This window comes from Nocardia sp. NPDC004573 (assembly GCF_053602135.1).
Genome location: NZ_JBSGDA010000027.1, coordinates 69,527 through 87,380, shown reverse-complemented (window position 1 = coordinate 87,380; position 17,854 = coordinate 69,527). Strand labels below are relative to the sequence as shown.

The 17,854-nt window shown below is 69.5% G+C and carries 14 protein-coding genes; 9 read left to right on the top strand and 5 right to left on the bottom strand.

Translation table 11 applies throughout. The features are described from left to right. The first annotated feature begins 227 nt into the window (after positions 1–227). The 6 genes from ACWEKR_RS30340 (at position 228) to ACWEKR_RS30315 (ending at position 6,698) form a co-directional block, all read left to right on the top strand. The gene (locus tag ACWEKR_RS30340) at positions 228–3,032 is read left to right on the top strand and encodes an aminotransferase class I/II-fold pyridoxal phosphate-dependent enzyme (RefSeq protein ID WP_452357365.1); all 2,805 of its coding nucleotides are present in this window, start codon (positions 228–230) and stop codon (positions 3,030–3,032) included. A 74-nt stretch (positions 3,033–3,106) separates the two neighbouring features. Then, complete coding sequence (locus ACWEKR_RS30335; protein ID WP_452357364.1) at positions 3,107–4,420, top strand: uracil-xanthine permease family protein; 1,314 nt, start codon at positions 3,107–3,109, stop codon at positions 4,418–4,420. A gap of 90 nt (positions 4,421–4,510) precedes the next feature. After that, complete coding sequence (locus tag ACWEKR_RS30330; RefSeq protein WP_195089995.1) at positions 4,511–4,702, top strand: DUF3072 domain-containing protein; 192 nt, start codon at positions 4,511–4,513, stop codon at positions 4,700–4,702. A gap of 42 nt (positions 4,703–4,744) precedes the next feature. Next, positions 4,745–4,897 carry a hypothetical protein gene (locus tag ACWEKR_RS30325; RefSeq protein ID WP_452357363.1) on the top strand — a complete coding sequence of 51 codons (153 nt, stop codon included), beginning with the start codon at positions 4,745–4,747 and terminating at the stop codon, positions 4,895–4,897. Between the two features lie 212 nt (positions 4,898–5,109). Then, positions 5,110–5,784 (top strand): PAS and ANTAR domain-containing protein, encoded by a 675-nt coding sequence (locus tag ACWEKR_RS30320; RefSeq protein WP_452357362.1) that lies wholly within the window; start codon positions 5,110–5,112, stop codon positions 5,782–5,784. Between the two features lie 242 nt (positions 5,785–6,026). Then, positions 6,027–6,698 (top strand): serine protease, encoded by a 672-nt coding sequence (locus tag ACWEKR_RS30315; protein WP_452357361.1) that lies wholly within the window; start codon positions 6,027–6,029, stop codon positions 6,696–6,698. Between the two features lie 212 nt (positions 6,699–6,910). Here ACWEKR_RS30315 and ACWEKR_RS30310 read toward each other — a convergent pair whose 3' ends face one another. Next, positions 6,911–7,099 (bottom strand): hypothetical protein, encoded by a 189-nt coding sequence (locus ACWEKR_RS30310; RefSeq protein ID WP_452357360.1) that lies wholly within the window; start codon positions 7,097–7,099, stop codon positions 6,911–6,913. 283 nt (positions 7,100–7,382) lie between these two features. Here ACWEKR_RS30310 and ACWEKR_RS30305 point away from each other — a divergent pair, with 283 nt between their 5' ends. Further along, a complete protein-coding gene (locus ACWEKR_RS30305) occupies positions 7,383–7,874 on the top strand; it encodes a hypothetical protein (protein WP_228830393.1) in 492 nt (163 codons plus the stop codon). 185 nt (positions 7,875–8,059) lie between these two features. Here ACWEKR_RS30305 and ACWEKR_RS30300 read toward each other — a convergent pair whose 3' ends face one another. Next, positions 8,060–8,770, bottom strand: coding sequence for a hypothetical protein (locus ACWEKR_RS30300; protein WP_452357377.1), 711 nt, complete (start codon positions 8,768–8,770; stop codon positions 8,060–8,062). 635 nt (positions 8,771–9,405) lie between these two features. Here ACWEKR_RS30300 and ACWEKR_RS30295 point away from each other — a divergent pair. Beyond that, complete coding sequence (locus ACWEKR_RS30295) at positions 9,406–10,146, top strand: SDR family oxidoreductase (protein ID WP_452357359.1); 741 nt, start codon at positions 9,406–9,408, stop codon at positions 10,144–10,146. A 12-nt stretch (positions 10,147–10,158) separates the two neighbouring features. On the opposite strand, the gene ACWEKR_RS30290 is transcribed toward ACWEKR_RS30295, so the two are convergent. Beyond that, complete coding sequence (locus tag ACWEKR_RS30290) at positions 10,159–13,365, bottom strand: BTAD domain-containing putative transcriptional regulator (RefSeq protein WP_452357358.1); 3,207 nt, start codon at positions 13,363–13,365, stop codon at positions 10,159–10,161. Between the two features lie 27 nt (positions 13,366–13,392). Between ACWEKR_RS30290 and ACWEKR_RS30285 the strand changes: the two genes are divergently transcribed. Next, positions 13,393–14,145: a hypothetical protein gene (locus ACWEKR_RS30285; RefSeq protein ID WP_452357357.1), complete on the top strand. Its 753-nt coding sequence runs from the start codon at positions 13,393–13,395 to the stop codon at positions 14,143–14,145. Positions 14,146–14,217: 72 nt separating this feature from the next. On the opposite strand, the gene ACWEKR_RS30280 is transcribed toward ACWEKR_RS30285, so the two are convergent. Both ACWEKR_RS30280 and ACWEKR_RS30275 read right to left on the bottom strand, forming a co-directional pair. Beyond that, complete coding sequence (locus ACWEKR_RS30280) at positions 14,218–15,933, bottom strand: ABC transporter ATP-binding protein (RefSeq protein ID WP_452357356.1); 1,716 nt, start codon at positions 15,931–15,933, stop codon at positions 14,218–14,220. Beyond that, entirely contained in the window at positions 15,930–17,846 is a 1,917-nt protein-coding gene (locus ACWEKR_RS30275) for an ABC transporter ATP-binding protein (protein ID WP_452357355.1), read from the bottom strand. The genes ACWEKR_RS30280 and ACWEKR_RS30275 overlap by 4 nt, the downstream gene beginning before the upstream one ends. Positions 17,847–17,854: the final 8 nt, after the last annotated feature.

Sequence of the window (17,854 nt, the reverse complement as noted above, 5' to 3'; positions counted from 1 at the left end):
AGTCGGCGTCACCAAGGAGTGTGCACAGCGCGCTCGTGGATGGCGACGGAAAGAGCGTTGCCCATGATGGACTCTCCCGTGGCCGGAGAGTCCAGCCGCCGCGACTCCCCGCGCCTAGGAATTCGATCTACGGCGGGGCACAATGACTGCAGGGATGAATGTTCGAAGGTGATCCGTCCCGGTCGACTGATCACTTCGCCCACCGACAGAGGGGCGTAACTGACGACATGCATCGAGATGGCGAACGCCCGAAAGGGCTTTCCGTTTCCGCGCTGGCGGCGGTGGCGAACCCGTCGTACTCGCGGATCGACACGTGGAATCTGCTCGACGACGCGTGCCGCAGACTCGCCGATGTCAACAGCGCCGGGCTGGACACCACCCACGAAGCCGCCAGGGTGCGGCGCCTGCTCGATCGTCTCGGCGCTTACGAGCGGTACTGGCTGTACCCGGGCGCGGCGCGGCTGGCGGCGTTTCGCGGATACCTCGCCGACCTGGCGACGGTGCGGCTCGCCGAGGAAGTGTCGCTGGCCGTGCGCTTGCTCTCCGAGTACGGCGACCGCGCGGCGTTGTTCGACACAGCCGCGCCGCTGGCCGAGCAGGAACTCGTGGCCCGGGCCAAGCAGCAGCAGTTCTACACGGTCCTGCTCGGCGACGATTCCCCGCCCGAAGCGCCCGAGGGCCTGGCGGAGAGCCTGCGGGCGCTTCGCGAATCGTCGGACGATGTGCAGTTCGAACTGCTCGTCGTGGCGAGCATCGAGGACGCCATCACCGCCGTCGCGCTGAACGGCGAGATCCAGGCGGCGATCATCCGGCACGACCTACCGCTTCGTTCCCGCGACCGGCTGCCGTTGATGACCACATTGCTCGGCGCAAACGATGGAGTGGTCGTGACCGACCGCGCCCCCGACTGGGTCGAATGCGGCGAGTGGATCCGGAAGCTGCGGCCCCATATCGATCTGTATCTGCTCACCGACGAGTCGATCGCCGCGGAGACCGAAGCCGAGCCGGACATCTACGATCGCACGTTCTATCGGCTCAACGACGTCACCGACCTGCACAGCACGGTGCTCGCCGGGATCCGGAGCCGTTACGCCACACCGTTTTTCGACGCACTGCGGGCCTATGCGGCCGCGCCGGTCGGCCAGTTCCACGCGCTGCCCGTCGCGCGGGGCGCGAGCATCTTCAACTCCAAGTCGCTGCAGGACATGGGCGAGTTCTACGGCCGCAACATCTTCATGGCCGAGACGTCGTCCACCTCCGGCGGGCTGGACTCCCTGCTCGACCCGCACGGCACGATCAAGGTGGCGATGGACAAAGCCGCCGAGACGTGGTGTGCCGACCAGACGTACTTCGTGACAAACGGAACATCCACCGCGAACAAGATCGTCGTGCAGGCCCTGACCCGGCCGGGCGACATCGTCCTGATCGACCGCAATTGCCATAAGTCGCACCACTACGGCCTGGTGCTCGCCGGGGCGTACCCGCTGTACCTCGACGCCTACCCGCTCGAACAGTTCGCGATCTACGGAGCCGTGTCGCTGCACACCATCAAGAAGGCGCTGCTGGATCTCGAGGCAGCCGGGCAACTGGACCGGGTGCGCATGCTTCTGCTGACCAACTGCACGTTCGACGGCATCGTCTACAACCCCAGGCGCGTGATGGAGGAGGTGCTGGCGATCAAGCCGGACATCTGCTTCCTGTGGGACGAGGCGTGGTACGCGTTCGCGACGGCGGTGCCGTGGGCGCGACAGCGAACCGCGATGGTCGCCGCCGAGCAACTCGCATCGACGTTGTCCTCGCCGGGATACGCCGAGGAATACCGCCGGTGGCGTGCGTCGATGCACGGCGTCGACCGTGCCGAGTGGAGTGATCGCCGCCTGCTTCCCGACCCGGAGCGTGCGCGCGTCCGCGTGTACGCGACGCATTCCACCCACAAGTCGCTGTCCGCGCTGCGGCAGGCGTCGATGATCCATGTCCGCGACCAGGATTTCAAAGCGCTCGCCCGCGAGGCATTCGCCGAGGCGTTTCTGACCCACACCTCGACGTCGCCGAACCAGCAACTGCTGGCGTCGTTGGATCTGGCCCGCAGGCAGGTCGACATCGAGGGCTTCCAGCTGGTCCGGCACGCCTACGACATGGCGCTGGTATTCCGTCACCGCGTCCGCAAAGACCGGTTGATCGGCAAGTGGTTCCGCATCCTCGACGAGGACGACCTGGTGCCCGACGAATTCCGGCCCTCGGAAGTCCGCTCGTACCGGCAGGTCAGGCAGGGTGGCCTGGCCGAGTGGAACGAGGCGTGGCGGTCCGATCAGTTCGTGCTCGACCCCACCAGGGTCACCCTGTTCATCGGCGCTACCGGCATGAACGGGTTCGACTTCCGCGAGAAGATCCTGATGGACCGCTTCGGCATCCAGATCAACAAGACCTCGATCAACAGCGTGCTGTTGATCTTCACCATCGGCGTCACCTGGTCGAGCGTGCACTACCTGCTCGACGTGCTACGCCGGGTGGCCGCCGACTTCGAGACCAGCCGGAGCGCGGCCGGTAAGGCCGATCGCGCCCTGCAACAGCGCCGGATCGACGAGATCACCAAGGAACTGCCGGCCCTCCCCGATTTCAGCGAGTTCGACAGCGCGTTTCGTCCTGCCGGTGCCAGCTCGTTCGGAGACATGCGATCGGCGTTCTACGCCGGGTACGAGGAGTCCGACCGCGAGCATGTCCTGCTCGGCGACGCCGGGCGGCGGCTCGCCAAGGGGATGCCGCTGGTGTCCGCCACCTTCGTCGTCCCCTACCCGCCCGGCTTCCCCGTGCTGGTGCCCGGGCAGGTGATCTCGACGGAGATCTTGTATTTCCTGGCCGAGCTCGACGTCAAGGAGATTCACGGATACAACCCCGACCTCGGGCTGTCTGTCTTCACCGAAGCCGCGCTCGCGCGGCTGACCGCGGCCCGTCATGCGGGTACCGCGGCGTCCGGCGGTCTGCCGGAGGCAGCTGCGGCGCCGGTGAACCATCGTCGAGTCGGGATCTCGTAAGGCGCTCCGGCAAGTTTCCCGCAGCCCGGGCGGGCGAACGCGCGGGACGAGCGATGATGCCGCACACTGCTCCCATGACGCCCCAATCGCGAACCGGATCGATGTTCCGCTGGACCGAGGTCGGCACCGGCGGTGTGATCGCCCCCGGCGAGCGATTGACCTGGCCGCGCACGATCGGGATCGGGCTGCAGCATGTGGTGGCGATGTTCGGCGCCACCTTCCTCGTGCCGGTCCTCACCGGTTTCCCACCGTCGGCGACGTTGCTTTTCTCCGGAGTCGGAACCCTGCTGTTCCTGGTGATCACGCGCAACCGGCTGCCGAGCTATCTGGGTTCCAGCTTCGCGATCATCGCTCCGGTCCTCGCGGCGACCGCCTCGCACGGAATGGGTGCGGCGCTCGGCGGAATCGTCGTGGTGGGCGCCCTGCTGATCGTCATCGGCGTGGTGGTGCACTTCGCGGGCACCCACTGGATCGAGGCGCTGATGCCGCCGGTGGTCACCGGCACCATCGTCGCCCTCATCGGCCTGAACCTGGCTCCGACCGCCAAGACGAATTTCGAGAAGGACGCGATCACGGCGACGGTCGTGCTCATCCTGCTGATCCTGTGCCTCGTGCTCTTCCGCGGATTGCTCGGCCGGTTGGCGATCGTCGCCAGTGTCGCGCTCGGCTATCTGCTCGCGCTCGCGCGCGGTGAGGTCGACACCGCGGCGATCGGGGACGCCTCCTGGGTGGGGCTGCCCGACTTCCACGCACCGAGCTTCCACCTCTCGGTGCTGCCGATGTTCCTGCCGGTGGTGCTGGTGCTCGTGGTGGAGAACATCGGCCACGTCAAGTCGATCACCACGATGACCGGCATCGACTACGACCGGCGCCTGGGCCGCGCGCTGGCGGCCGACGGCGTGGCGACGGTACTGGCCGGCAGTGGCGGCGGCTCGGCGACCACCACCTACGCGGAGAACATCGGCGTGATGGCCGCGACGAAGGTCTACTCGACCGCTGCCTACTGGGTAGCCGGTGCCGCGGCGATCGTGCTCAGCCTGTCACCGAAGGTGGGAGCGGTGATCGCCGCCATCCCGGCCGGGGTGCTCGGGGGTGTGACGACCGCGCTCTACGGCTTGGTCGGCATCCTCGGCGTGCACATCTGGGTGAGCAACCGGGTGGACTTCGGTAAGCCGATCAACCAGTTCACGGCCGCCATCCCGCTGGTCATCGGTATCGCCGATTTCACCTGGGTGATCGGCGACCTCGATTTCGGCGGCATCGCCCTCGGCGCCGTCGCCGCACTGGCGATCTATCACGCGATGCGGCTGATCGGGGGTTGGCGCGGAACGGTCGAAGCCGAACCCGCCGACGAGGCGCGCAAGCCGGAGAAATCGACGGATCGGTGACCTTCGCCGTATCACCGCCTCGGTGATTGAAGATCGCCGATCCGGGTAGGCAGGAGTCGAACACTTGTTCTGCCGACGTGAGGAGTGGCTATGGTGCAGCCGAAGCCGGAGAAGGATCCGGATCAGTGGACCACCGGTGAGGAGCCGATGACCGGCCCGCAGGAGTCCTATCTGCACACCCTGGCCCAGGAGGCGGGCACGGAGGTGCCGGAGGCGTTGACCAAGGCGGAAGCCTCGCAACTCATCGACGAACTTCAGCAGCGCACCGGCCGCGGTGCCTGACCGGCTCGGTCGGTGCGCCTACGCCGCGGAGGAGAATCACTGATGAACCACCCGTACGACGCCGCGAACGACGAAGGCACGCGCGAAACCTCGGACGATCGAGAAAAGGACGTCCTCGAGGGCGGGTCCGAGGCCCCCGGCGACTTGGCGGGCCCAGGCCCCGGAGACGGCCGGAACGAAGACCCGGACACGTAGGTCCCGCCGCGGACCGGGACAGCGCGGCGTCGTCCACGGAGTTCAGCGAGGCGGTCGGAGTCTTGCTGCCGAGCCGCCTCGGCAGTTCCGGACCAGGGTTCACCGCGGCTGCGCCGGTAGTGAAAGCCGGCTCGCCCTGGGAGCCCGCCTGCTCGAATGCCTCGTGCCGACCGCCTCGATTGTGACCTCCGGTGCCGCTGCGCAGGAGCATGATGAGACAGGTGACCCACGCCGATGGGCAGGACGCCGCGGACCGCCCCGGACCGGAGGACGAACGTCCCGACCGGGTCGGCAGCTTCCGGTTCTGGTTCGACGACCAGCGCTGGGAATGGTCCGACGAGGTGGCGGCGCTGTACGGCTACCTCCCCGGCCAGGTACAGCCGACCACCGACCTGGTGCTGTCGCACAAACACCCCGCCGACCGCGCCGCCGTCGCCGACGCCCTCGCCACCGCGGTCCGTGACCACGGCGCGTTCTGCAGCCGCCACCGCATCATCGACACCGCGGGCCATGTCCGGCACGTGCTCGTGGTCGCCGACCATATCTTCGACGGCACCGGCGCGGTCGTGGGCACCTCCGGCTACTTCATCGATCTGACCGCCACCGTCGACCAGCAACGGCGGGAAGCCCTCGACGAGGCGCTACCGGAAGTGGTCGAGGCCCGCGCGGCGATCGAGCAAGCCAAAGGCATGCTGATGCTCGCCTACGGTCTGACCGCCGAGCAAGCCTTCCAGGTGTTGCGGTGGCGGTCCCAGGAGACGAACACCAAACTGCGGGTGCTGGCGGCCAAATTGGTCACCGTCGCCGCGGCGGCCGGTGGCGGTCCCGTCGAACAACGGACCAGGCTGGACCATCTCCTGCTGACCATCCACGAATATCCCGACTGACAGCCCGCTCGGCATGCCCGGGGCACCGGCTTCGCGTTGCGAGCAGATCGGTGAGCGCTGCGCTGCCGGCCCAGCGGCGCGCTGTCGCGGCGGACCTCACTGGAAGGGGCGTTCCGTTTCCGTCTCGTCGGCGTGGGTAGCCCGCAGGGGCAACGCTGGAAAGTTCGCGCATGCTCCGAATTCGAGGGCAGAAGCGCTGCGGTCCAGGTCGGGAAAGCACGTTCGGTCCGGTGGGAGGAACAATGACTCGTTCGCTGATGAAGGTCGTAGCCGCGGCGGCACTCGCGTGCGGACCGATCTCGGCCGGCGCGGGCACGGCGGCCGGTGTTCCGCAGTTACCGCCGCCGCCGATGGGCGGCGGCTCGGGCATCGCGATCGACGACCGAGCCGAATGCACGCTCACCACCATCGGTTACGACGCGGCGAACAGGTTGGTGGGATTGACGGCGGGCCACTGCGGCGAGCCCGGGGCGCAGGTCACGTCGGTGACCTATCCGAGCTACGGGGTGCTGGGGCGATTCGTCTACGCCGATCACGGATTGGACTACGGGATCATCGAATTCGATGCCGCCCGGGTCGCTCCCACCCGGGAGGTCGGAGGATTCTTCATCGACGGTCTCGGCGGCCCCGCGCAATTTCCCGACGTCGTGTGCAAGAAAGGCCGGACCACCGGCCGGACCTGCGGAGTCGCCTGGGGCGACCTGATGGGCGACAGCAGCGATACCTGGACCCAGATGTGTGTGCTCAAAGGCGATTCCGGTGCGCCGGTGGTCCTCGGTTCGACGCTGGTCGGCATGGTCAACGCTTATCTGGGCATGGGGTGCCTAGGCCCCGAGGTGGGCACCGACATCAACGCCATCCTCGCCGACATCGACTCCCGCGACGGTGTCGGCGCGGGGTTCCGGCCGATCTGAGCTGTCCCGCCGATCTCCGCCCCTGGGGCGGCCGCGGCGAGTGAACAGCACAGCTGTTCACCGATTGCGTTTCCACGGGGCCGCCGACAGGATGCTCGCGAACCAACACCAGGCCGGATAGGCAATCAGGGCCCGGCCGGATCCATTCGCGCCCGCGACACGTCGAGCGCCGTCGGCACTGCCGGCGGTGCGCGCCGCGGCCACGCTGCCGGTCAGTCCGCCGGTGCGGCCGATTGGACGGCGTCGTCGTACACCTGGAACGCGTCGCGGACCTTGGTCGCGAGAAATCGCATGCGCTCGGAGGTGAGATAGCCGCCGCGAAAAGCCGTCTGGTCGAGTTCAGCGGCCACCTGCTCCAACGCCAGGCGCGCGTGCCTAATTGTCGGTGTCTGCCGAGTCATGAACGGGTTGTACCAGCGCACCGCGAGGAAGCCGCCGCAACGCGCCGATCCGTGCCCTCTTGTATTTTCTCGGGCGGCCGAGACAATTTCCGACTTCGAGTACGGAAATGCCTCATAGCGAATACCTATCGACAACCGAATGGTTGAGGGAGAAAGATCATAGCTGACGGTCGATGATGCCCGCCCGGGGGAATCCACACAGGTCCCATGATTGGACGCCCGAATGATTATCAAGAAATTGGTGGCGACCGCCCTGTTGGCCGTAGCGTCGACAGGAATAGCAATGGCCACAGCGCATGGTGAGGGCACCCTGACAGACCTCACGATGAACGGGGTGGATGGTCCTATCTCCTACACGACGACGCTGGCGGCGGATCACCGCACCGCTACCGTCGATCTGGCCTCGGGGAAGTTCGAGGTGACGCCGGATGCGGTCGCCGTGATCGCCGACAATGGCGCGATCGTCGGCACGATACCGACGACACTGCGTATGGAGACCGGGCAGAACTTCAGCGTCACACCCGCACTCGACCAGTCGGGTAGGACGTTGACGTTGACACCGGCGGCCGGCGTGCCGTCGCCCGCGGCGGTCGCACCGGAGATTCAGGGCTTGATGCACGACGCCCTGTTCGGCGGCGCGGTGATCGGTGCGGCGATCGGCTGCGCGATCGGCATCGCCATCGGAATCTGGTTCTTCATCGTCGGCGCCGTCATCGGTTGCGCGGTCGGCGCCGCAGTCGGTGCGTGGTTCGGCTTCTTCTTCACGCCGTTCTGATCCATCAAAAGAACCGAATCGAGGTAATTCACCCGGCCGGGCGGATCACCGATCCGCCCGGCCTCGCATTACTCGAAATCATCGAAGACGCGGCCCGACGACATAAGCATTCAGGCCGCCGCACATCCGCTCCCGCCCATCCGACCGCTGCCGGCCACCTCGGCCGCGCCATGGGGCCGCGGCTGCTACCCGGCCGACCGTGCGCTATCGGGGGGCACGGTGCTCTTGGCACCCACCATGCGTACGAGACTGAAGATGGGGAGACCGATCACCAGATGTTCGATACCGGTGGAGATACCCACCCAGAGGTGGCTGGACAGCGCCAGGGGAATGATCACCGCCGCCGCGGTGAGGATTCCGACGATCCAGCCGAAGAACAGCTCCGGTGACGGCGTGCCCAACCGCAGCAGATACCAGAGCACGCCGGCCAGCAGGGCGCAGATGAAGGCCACCACGGCGAACCAGTACGCGTCCTGGGACATCGGGCTCCACACCCCGAACTCACCGCTCTCGGTGACCCGGGTGGCGATGATCTCGATGATCCAGGCGCACAACCAGGCCGCCAGCGCGGTCACCACGGCCGCCGCGATCACACCGCCGACGAACATGCCGATGTTGACGTCCGGACCCTGGTGTGGCCGCGACCGCCGGGCCGGACGGTCGGACTCGTAGGCGCTGTAGCCGGGATCCGGGTCGTACCCCGAGCCGTGGCCGTACCCGGCATCTCGGCCGTGCCGGGCATCTTGGCCATAGCCGGGCTCTCGGCCGTATCCGGCATCTTGTCCGTACCCGGGATCTTGTCCATACCCGCGATCGCGGCTGTATCCGGGATCACGGTAATCCCCCGGCTGATAACCGGGTTCATAACGTGCGGTGTGCTGGTCGCGCGGATCCATGGGATTCAACCGCCGATCACCTCCGTCCTAAGCATGCGTGTGCGTCGAGTGTAGGGCCGCCCCGCACCGGCTGCTGCCCGCCTCCCGAACTCCATACCGGTCACGGCCGCACCATCGAGCACACCGCCTCGATGGAAACCGCTGCCCGGCAACGCCCTTCTACCGAGAATCCGGAAGCCACCCGCCTTCTCCCCACCCCCGCAGCAGCATTGCCCGAGGAACCGACGAAACCGTCTGACGCTGCGAATGCTTTCCACGACGGCCTCGTCACCGGCCTCTACGCCGTGCGCGATCCCGAGAAGCTGTCCCGCATGCAGCGCGAGACCGTCCTCACCCGCTACGGCGGCCACGCCCGCCATGATCAGCTGGAGGCAGGCACGAGTCGCTGGACGGGGACGGCGCCGAGTGGGTGTTCGACGGCCACCGGTTCGGGCCATCGGCACCGGCGAACCCGTCAGGCGAGCGGACGCGGTACCAGGACCGGAACGAACCGGTAACGGTCTGTCGCGCAGGATCGTGAACCCGCCCCGCCGCCGATTCGCCAGTGGGATGCTGGCTCGGCCGCAGAAGCCATGGCAATCGCCCGCCATGAACCGCCGGGCTGCCCGGTGGCCGACCGCGAAAGGCGAGAAACCATGAAGCTCACAGTAATCGGCGGTACCGGGCGGATCGGGTCGCAGGTGGTTCGGAAGCTGACCGCGGCCGGGCACGAGGCCGTCCCCGCCGCCATGTCCACCGGTGTCGACCTGATCAGCGGGCAGGGGCTGGACCAGGCGCTGGAGGGTGCGCAGGTCGTGATCGACCTGGCGAACTCGCCGACCTTCGACGAGGCGTCGCTGGAATTCTTCCGCACCTCCATGCGCAACCTGCTCGCCGCTGGGCAGAACGCGGGTGTCGGGCACCAGGTCGTGCTGTCGATCGTGGGCGTGGACCGGGTGCCCCAGCTCGACTACTACCGGGCCAAGACCTTGCAGGAAGACCTGCTGCGGGAGGGGCCGACGCCGTACTCCATCGTGCGGGTCACGCAGTTCTTCGAGTTCATCGACGCGGTGCTGTCGTGGACCTCCGACGGCGACACCGTCCGCCTGCCCGCCACCCCGATCCAGCCGATCGCCGCCGCGGATGTCGTCGACGCCGTCGTCGAGGTCGCCACGGGGGACCCGCTGGGCGGGGTCCGCAACGTCGCGGGCCCGGACGTGTTCACCCTCGACGAACTCGGCAGGCTCACCCTCGCCGCACGGCACGACGACCGCACCGTCGTCACCGACGACACCGCGGGCATGTTCGCCGCCGTCCCCGGCGATGTGCTCACCGCGGGCCCGGACGCGCGCCTGGCGCCCACGCACTACCGGGAGTGGCTCCGGAACACCCTCTGAACCGCCGACCGATCAGGCGAACGGCCATCGGCTCAAGCGGTCCTCGGCCCGTGCCTCGTATGGCCGTGCGCCGAGCGCACGCGCCCGGTCGCGCGCCGCCACCACCTCGTCGCGCGCGCCGGGAAGACCGAGGATTCCGCGTGCGGTGCCGCGGTAGAGGCCGGACGGCCCGAGACAAACCAGACCCGGCCATTGCACCAGCAGCGTCTCGCCCCAGCCCTGGGTCAGCGGTTCGAGTCCGGCGGTGAGCTCGACCACCCGGTCGCGCTGCCGCGGCGCCTGCCGGCCCACCGCGAGCAGCGCCTCGAGCAGCAGCGGCACCCGCACGACGACGCGCGGGCCGTGCCATCTGCCCGGCAGCGCGACGATCGACTCGATCGACGACATCGCCCGGTCGTGGTCCCCCAACTCGGCCGCGGCCATCGCGACCACGAGCGCGAAATCCTCGTCGAAGTCCTCGGCCATGCGGTCGGCCTCGGCCAGTGCCTCGCCGAGCCGTCCGCGATGCCACAGCTCGATCGAACTGCTGGTCAGCACCGAGGCCTCGGCAAGCAACCGGGCCTGATCGTCGACCGCTCCCAGATCGGCGGCGAACCGCGTCATCAGCTCCTGGGACCGCTGGTAGTCGCCGCGCAGCACCGCGAGCATCACCTGCCACCACAGCTGGGTCGCCGCGAGGTCGGTGCCGCCGTCGGTGGCGAGCCGGGCGAATTCGGCCGACAACCGGCGCACCAAGCGCAGGTCGCCCGCCTCCAACGCGCAGACCCGGCGCAGATGGACCGCCGTCGCCCGGGCAGCGCGATCGTGCCCGGCGAGTTCCTCGAGTTCCTCGGCGATCTTGCGCCGGTCGGCGATCGTCACCGGATCCCAGGTGCACACGAACTCGGCCAGCAGCACCTGCGGCCACGACCGGCTGCCCGGTGCGCTACGCGCCCGCGCTTCGGCCAAGGCGTCGAGATCGCCCGCGAGGCCGTGGATCGCGCGATCGGCGGCCTCGATCGCCTCCACTTCGGCCACCAGATCGGCGTCGAGATCGAGGCGGTGCGCCAGCGCCTGCGCCCGCAACACCGGCGAACCCGTCTGCACCACACCGTATCCGGAGAAGTATCCGGCTACGCCCCGCGGCGCGGCCAGCAGCGCGGTCCGCGCCAGCCCGGCCCAGTCACCGCGTTCACCGCAGCGCCGCCCCGCGCGGTCGAAACAGGCGGCGGCAGCGTCGTAGTGGCCGAGGCGGTTGTGCGCTTGTCCGGCCAGCCGATCGAATTCGATCGCCGCCTCCGCGTCACCGGGATCCGTGTGCCGCAACCCGCGCGCGGCGAGTTCGGCGCATTCGGTGGCCGCGTCGCGCCGCAGCGCGTCCCGCGCCGCGGCGGCGCAGGCGTCGGCGGCGGCGGGATCCAGCGAATCGAGCGCGGCAGCGCTGCGATGCACGGCCTGCGCCACCAGCGCGCCGGGCCGCAGGTCGGCCAGGGCATCCGCGATCCGTTTGTGCAGCGACGCCGTTCGTACCGCGCCGATGGTGGCCAGCACGGCGGCACGCACGAGTTCGTGCCCGAAGGCGACGACACCGTCCTCGACGGAGACGACCCGCGCGGCGACGAGTTCGCCGATCCGGTCGTCGAACCGCGGTGCGCCGTCGGCGGCGGCGACCAATCCCACCGGAGCGTGCGGGCCGATGACGGCCAGCACCTCGGCGAGCGCTCGCGCCGACGGTGGAACGGCGCCCAGTTTCGCCGCCGTGATCTCGCCGGCCGCACCCCCGACGTCCAGCGGACGTCCGGCCCGCACGAGATCGCACAGTTGCGCGGCGACGAAGGGGCTGCCGCCGCTCAACGCGACGATCTGCGCGCGCACCTCGGGAGCCGACGAGCCCGCATCCGCCCGCACCAGCTCCGTCACGGCAGTGTCGGACAGCGGCGAAAGATGGACCGCGACAGCCGAACCCGCGTCCTGTAGCAACCGCACCGCGGCGTCCACCTCGGGCGGGAGCGGCTCTGGCCGCAGGGTGAGCAGCAGCAGGACGGGATGGGCGCGCAGCACGCGCAGGGCCGCCGCGATCATCCGCACCGAGTCGGGGTCGGCCCACTGCACGTCGTCGATCACGGCGACCATCCGGCCGGTCTCCCGCACCACCTCCGCGAACAGCGCGGCGAGCGCTCGCGGCGTCGGGATCGCGGGGACGGTGCGGCCGGCCAGCGCCGCCTGATCCAGCCACGGCGTCAACGTCGCCAAGGCGGAGGAATCCACGCCGCTGCTGCCCGCGGTGAAAAAGGCCGCGTCGCCGTGGCGTCGGACGCTGTCCTCGACGACGGCCGTCTTGCCGATGCCGGGCGCGCCGCGCACGGTCACGACGACCAGCCCTCGCTGCGACCGTTCGCGGGCGCGATCGAGTACGGCGGCGACGTCGTCGCGCCCGACGAGCGCCGACCGTCCGGGCGACGGCGGCTGCGGCGGATTGCGGATCTCGTTCTCGACCCGGGCGGTGTCCGGCGCGGGATCCAGGCCGAACTCCTCGCGCAGCGTACGTCGCAGCCGGGTGAGCACGTCCAGCGCCTCGGAGACCCGTCCGCAGTCGCGCAGCGCCAGCGCCAGCAATCGCGCCGTGCCTTCCCGATGCGGATGCCGCTCGCGTTCGTCGGTGAGCAGTGTGACCGCGTGCCCGGCCCGGCCCAGCACGATCAAGCCCTCCGCGCACAGTCCGATCAGTTCCGACCGCAGTTCGTCCAGACGCGCCCGCTCGGGAGCGAGTTCGGCGATGTCACCGACGCCCGGCAGCGCCTCACCGCGCCACAGCCGCAGAGCGCGTTCGAGCAGATCGACGGCGCGTGCCACATCGCCGTCGGCGTGCGCCGCGCGGGCGTCCCTGGACAGCACGTCGAGCAGGTCGAGGTCGGTGCCCGAGCCGCCGCACCGCAGCACGTAGCCGTTCGGTCCCGTCTCGATTCGCACTTCGGGCAGCGGCCGCAGCGCCCTGCGCAACCGCGACACATAGCCCTGCAGGGTGACCAGGGCACTCTCGGGCGGGCTTCCCCGCCAGAGCAATTCGCACAGATGGTCCGCGCTGCGAGTGGTGCGCTCGGCCGCCAGGATGACCAGGAGATCGGCGTGTTTGCGCGCCGGGATGGTGATGCGGGCGCCGTCCGGGCCGCGCACCTCCAGCGGCCCGAGCACCGCGATGGCGGGCGTGTCGTCGCCGGACCGGCCGCGCACCAGCGTCACACCAGCGCCCTCGTCGACTCTTGGCTCATGACACACACGCAAGCACTCCTGCCAACCCCGGCCACCGGCGACGAGCGGACCGCAGGCGGTCCCTCCCGCGAGACTGTACTGCGGATGTGCGGCGCCGCGCTGACCATCGGCGGCGTCCTGTGCATCGCGGGCGGCACACTGCATCCGATCGTGGCACGCAAGGGCCATTCGGTCGAGGCGCTGACCAGCCCGGGGACACCGATCGCCCAGACGTTGCTCGGCGTCGGCACCGTCCTGCTCGTGCTCGGACTGCCCGGGATGTACGCGTGGCTGCGGCCGCGACTCGGCACGGCAGGGTTCCTCGGCACGGTCTGTTACCTGCTCGGCAATATCGTCACCGCGACCGGGCATCTCACCGTCGAATTGTTCGTCGCCTACCCGTTCGCGCAGGACCCGGCGACCGCGCACCTGATCGCGGACAACGACAACATGATCGATACGACCGCGTTCGCGCTGTTCAACTCGATCGGCGGTCTGGTCATGCTCGCCGGCATGGGCCTGCTGGGCGCGAGCATGCTGCGCCACAACACGATTCCCCGCTGGATCGCGGTGCTCACGCTGCTCGGCATGGTCGGATTCTTCCTGCCGATTCCCGCCACCCAGGGGTTGTCCGGATTCATCTACGAAGCGCCGCGCGGCATCGCCGTCGCCGCCATCGGCGTGCTGATGCTGCGCAGCCCGGCCGGGCTGCGACGCTGGGCGAAGCACACGCGCGGCCCGTCCGCACCGGACCACGAGCGGACCGTGTGACCGGGCCCGCCCCGGATCGATCCGAGATGCCCGCACCGCGGCCCGGGGGCAGCCGCGGTACAGGCATCCGGCTCACTCGCTCGCCACCGTCGCCGTGGACATCGCCCAGAAGTCGGCGTAGCGGCCGCCGTGGCGCAGCAGCTCGTCGTGGCTGCCTTGTTCGACGATCCGGCCGTTGTCCAGGAAGACGATGTGATCGGCCCGGCGGACGGTCCGTAGACGGTGCGCGACCATCACCACCGTGCGTCCGGCCATCAGCCGCTCGATGCCGTCGTGCACGGCCGCCTCGTTCACCGGGTCCAGCGCGGAGGTGACCTCGTCCAGCAGCACGATGGGCGCGTTCTTCAGCAACGCTCGCGCGATCGAGACGCGCTGGCGCTCACCACCGGACAACAGCGCGCCCCCCTCGCCGACCTTCGTCGCCCAGCCGCCGGGCAGCCGGTCGATCACCTCGTCCAACCGGGCCGCGGTCGCCGCGGCCCGCACGTCGGCTTCGGCGGCGCCGGGACGGCCCAGACGCACGTTCTCCTCGATGGTGCCGTCGAAGAGATAGACCTCCTGGAAGACGATGGCGATCCGCTCCATCAGCACGTCGGTGCTGATCGCGCGCACGTCCGCTCCGCCCACGCGCACCGCGCCCGCGTCCACGTCGTAGAACCGTGCGAGCAGTTGCAGCAGTGTGCTCTTCCCCGCACCGGAGGGGCCGACGATGGCGACCCGCCGTCCCTCGGGCACGGACAGCGACACGCCGTCGATCACCGTGCGGCCGCCGTGCCGGAAGACGACGGACTCGAAGACCAGGTCGTGCCCGACCGGCCGGATGGGCCGGCTGGGTTCCGGCAGCGGCTCGGTGCGCAACAAGGTGTCCAGGCCGGCCAGCACGGAGCGAGCGCTGCGGAGTTTGCCCGCGATTTCCGACAGCGACAGCAGTGGGTCCGCGCAGCGGGCGGCGAGCACCAGGATGGTGAGGATCTCCGCCGCGCCGACGTCGCCGCCGAGCGCCAGGTAGGCGCCCAAGGCCAGCAGCGCGGTGAACATCGCCTGGACCGTGAGCGCCAGGCCCACGATGCCGGGCAGCGCCGACAGCATGGCGCGGCGGGAAGCGCGTTCGAGTCCCGCCAACGAGTCGTCGAGCAGGCGGAATCGTTCGGCGGTCCGGCCGCCTGCCCGCAGCACCGGCTGCGCCTGCAGATATTCGATGACGCGGCCCGTGGCCTCCTCGGCGCGTTCGGCGCGTTCGGCGTCGGCGGCGGCCATCGATCGTCCCGTCCAGATCTGGATCGCCGCCACGATCGGGACGGCCGCCAGCGCGGCCAGCCCCATGCGCCAGTCGTAGGCGAGCACCACGGCGACGATCGTCAGCGGAGTCACCGCGGCGTTGATCATCGGCGCCAGCAGATGCGCGATCACGCTCATCGCCTGCAGCACGCCCTCGCTCGCCAGCACCGACACCTCTCCGACGCGGCGCGCGGTGAACCAGCCGAGCGGCAATCGGGCCGTGTGATCGCCGAAGCGGCGATAGACCCCGCGCAAGAGCGTGGTCCCCACCAGGAATCCGGACAGATCGCTGCGATAGCGCAGCGCCGCGTAACCCGCGATCGCCGCTGCGAAGGCGATCAGCCAGGGCCACGCGTCGGTGGGCGTGTTCCCGAACAGCGCCCGCAGGACCGGGACCAGAAGCGCGTAGGACAGCCCTTCGGCGATCGAGGTGGCCGCCATCATGGCCACGGTGCGACGTACGGGCCGGGCGTCCTCGTGTCCCAGCACGCGCAGCAGGATTCGGATCATCGGGACTCGCCTCCTCGCGATGTCGGGTCGGCGACGTCGGCGGGCCGCCGGGTCGCGTCCCGGCGACCGCCCCACGCTCCGAGCTCGCGCCGCAGCACGCCGCCGAGGGTTTCGATGTCATCGGTTCGCGCGGATCGCTGCGACCGCCAGAAGTCGGCGAACTTGCCGTTGCGCGCCAGCAATTCGACGGGGTTGCCGCGTTCGACGATCGATCCGTTCTCCAGCAGCACGACGGCGTCGGCGTCGGCGATCGTCTCGAGACGATGCGCGATGACCAGGATCGTCCGATCGCCCTTCAGTGTCGTCAGGGCTCGGCGCACCGCCTGCTCGGTCTGCGGATCGGCGAAGGCGGTCGCCTCGTCGAGCACGAGAACGGGCGCGTCGGTCAGCAGCGCGCGTGCGAGCGCGATCCGCTGCGCCTCACCGCCGGACAACCCGGCATCGGCGCCGATCACCGTCTCGTATCCGCGCGGCAGCTCGAGAATCCGATCATGGATGTTCGCCAGCCGTGCCGCCCGGACCACGGCGTCGCGGTCGGCCTGCGGTACCGCCAGCGCGATATTGTCCGCGACCGAGGCGCGCAGCAGCCGTACGTCCTGGAAGACGAACGAAACTCTCCGGTAGAGCTCCCGGCTGCCGAGTGCGCGCAGATCGACGCCGCCCAGCCGGACCGAACCGTGGGTGGGGTCGTAGAACCGGGGCAACAGCTGAACCAGTGTGGATTTCCCGCTGCCCGACGGCCCGACGATCGCGGTGACCGTCCCCGGCTCGAGTACCAGGTCGATCCCGCGCAGCACCTCGTGCTCGGCTTCGTAGCCGAATCGGACCTCCCGCAGTTCCACCCGGTGCCCCCGCGGCGCTGTCGGGCGCGCGGGTTCCGGCAGCGACGGCACCGCGAGCACGTCCCGGATCCGGCCGACCGCCCGCTGCGCGGCCTGCAGATCGTCGAAACCGTGGCCGAGCGCCGCGACCGGAGCGGTCAGGCCGAGCCCCAGCAGTAGGAACGGCAGCAGATCCGGCGGGGCGAGCGAACCGCCCGGGATCAGCACCGCTGCGCCGAGCAGCACGACCAGCAGCACGAACGGCGGCGACAGCAGCACCTGCATCGCCGCGCCGATCCCGGCCAGACCGTGCACCATGCGCAGGAAGGAGTCCGCGAAATCGTCGGTGGCCGTGCGGAACCTGCGGTGGGCGCGCTCGCCGGAGCCGAACGCCTTGACCACCGAGATGCCCTGGACGAACTCGACGGTCGCGCTCGCGATCCGGCCCATTCCCGCGTCGAAGTGCTCCTGCTCGCGCAACCGGGTGGGGGTCATCATGAGGGGCACCAGCGCCACCGCCAGCACGACCGGTATCAGCGTGATCAAGGTGAGTCGCCAGTCGACGGTGAACAGATAGATCAGCGATACCAGCGGCACCACAAATGCGGCGACGAGTTCCCCCGGGGTGTGCGCGATGAGCGGATGCACAGCATTGACATCCTTGCCCACGATCTTCGCCAGTTCGCCGCTGCCGCGCCGGGAGAACCAGCCGATCGGCACCCGTCCCAGGCGCGCGGCCAGTTGCCTGCGGAACGCCAGTTGCACCCGGCCGTCGAGCCGATGCCCGATGCCGGACGACGCGGCCGTGCACAGCAGCCGGACGAACAACCCGGCCGCGCCCGCGAGCACGATCATCCGGACCTGATCGTGGTCGACAGGATTGGGCGACAGCAGAATTCGTCCCAGTTCGACAACCGCGAGCAATGGCGCCAGGCCGGCGACCGCGCCGATGATCTGCAGGACGACGACGGCGGCGAAGCCGCCCGCATAGGGGCGCAGCAACTTCGCCGCGCCCGGCTCCGCCGCGGAACCGACGTCCGGCGCGGGTGTGGTGGTCTGCTTCCTCGCCTCGGCGAGGTCGATGGTGGTCATCGTTCTCC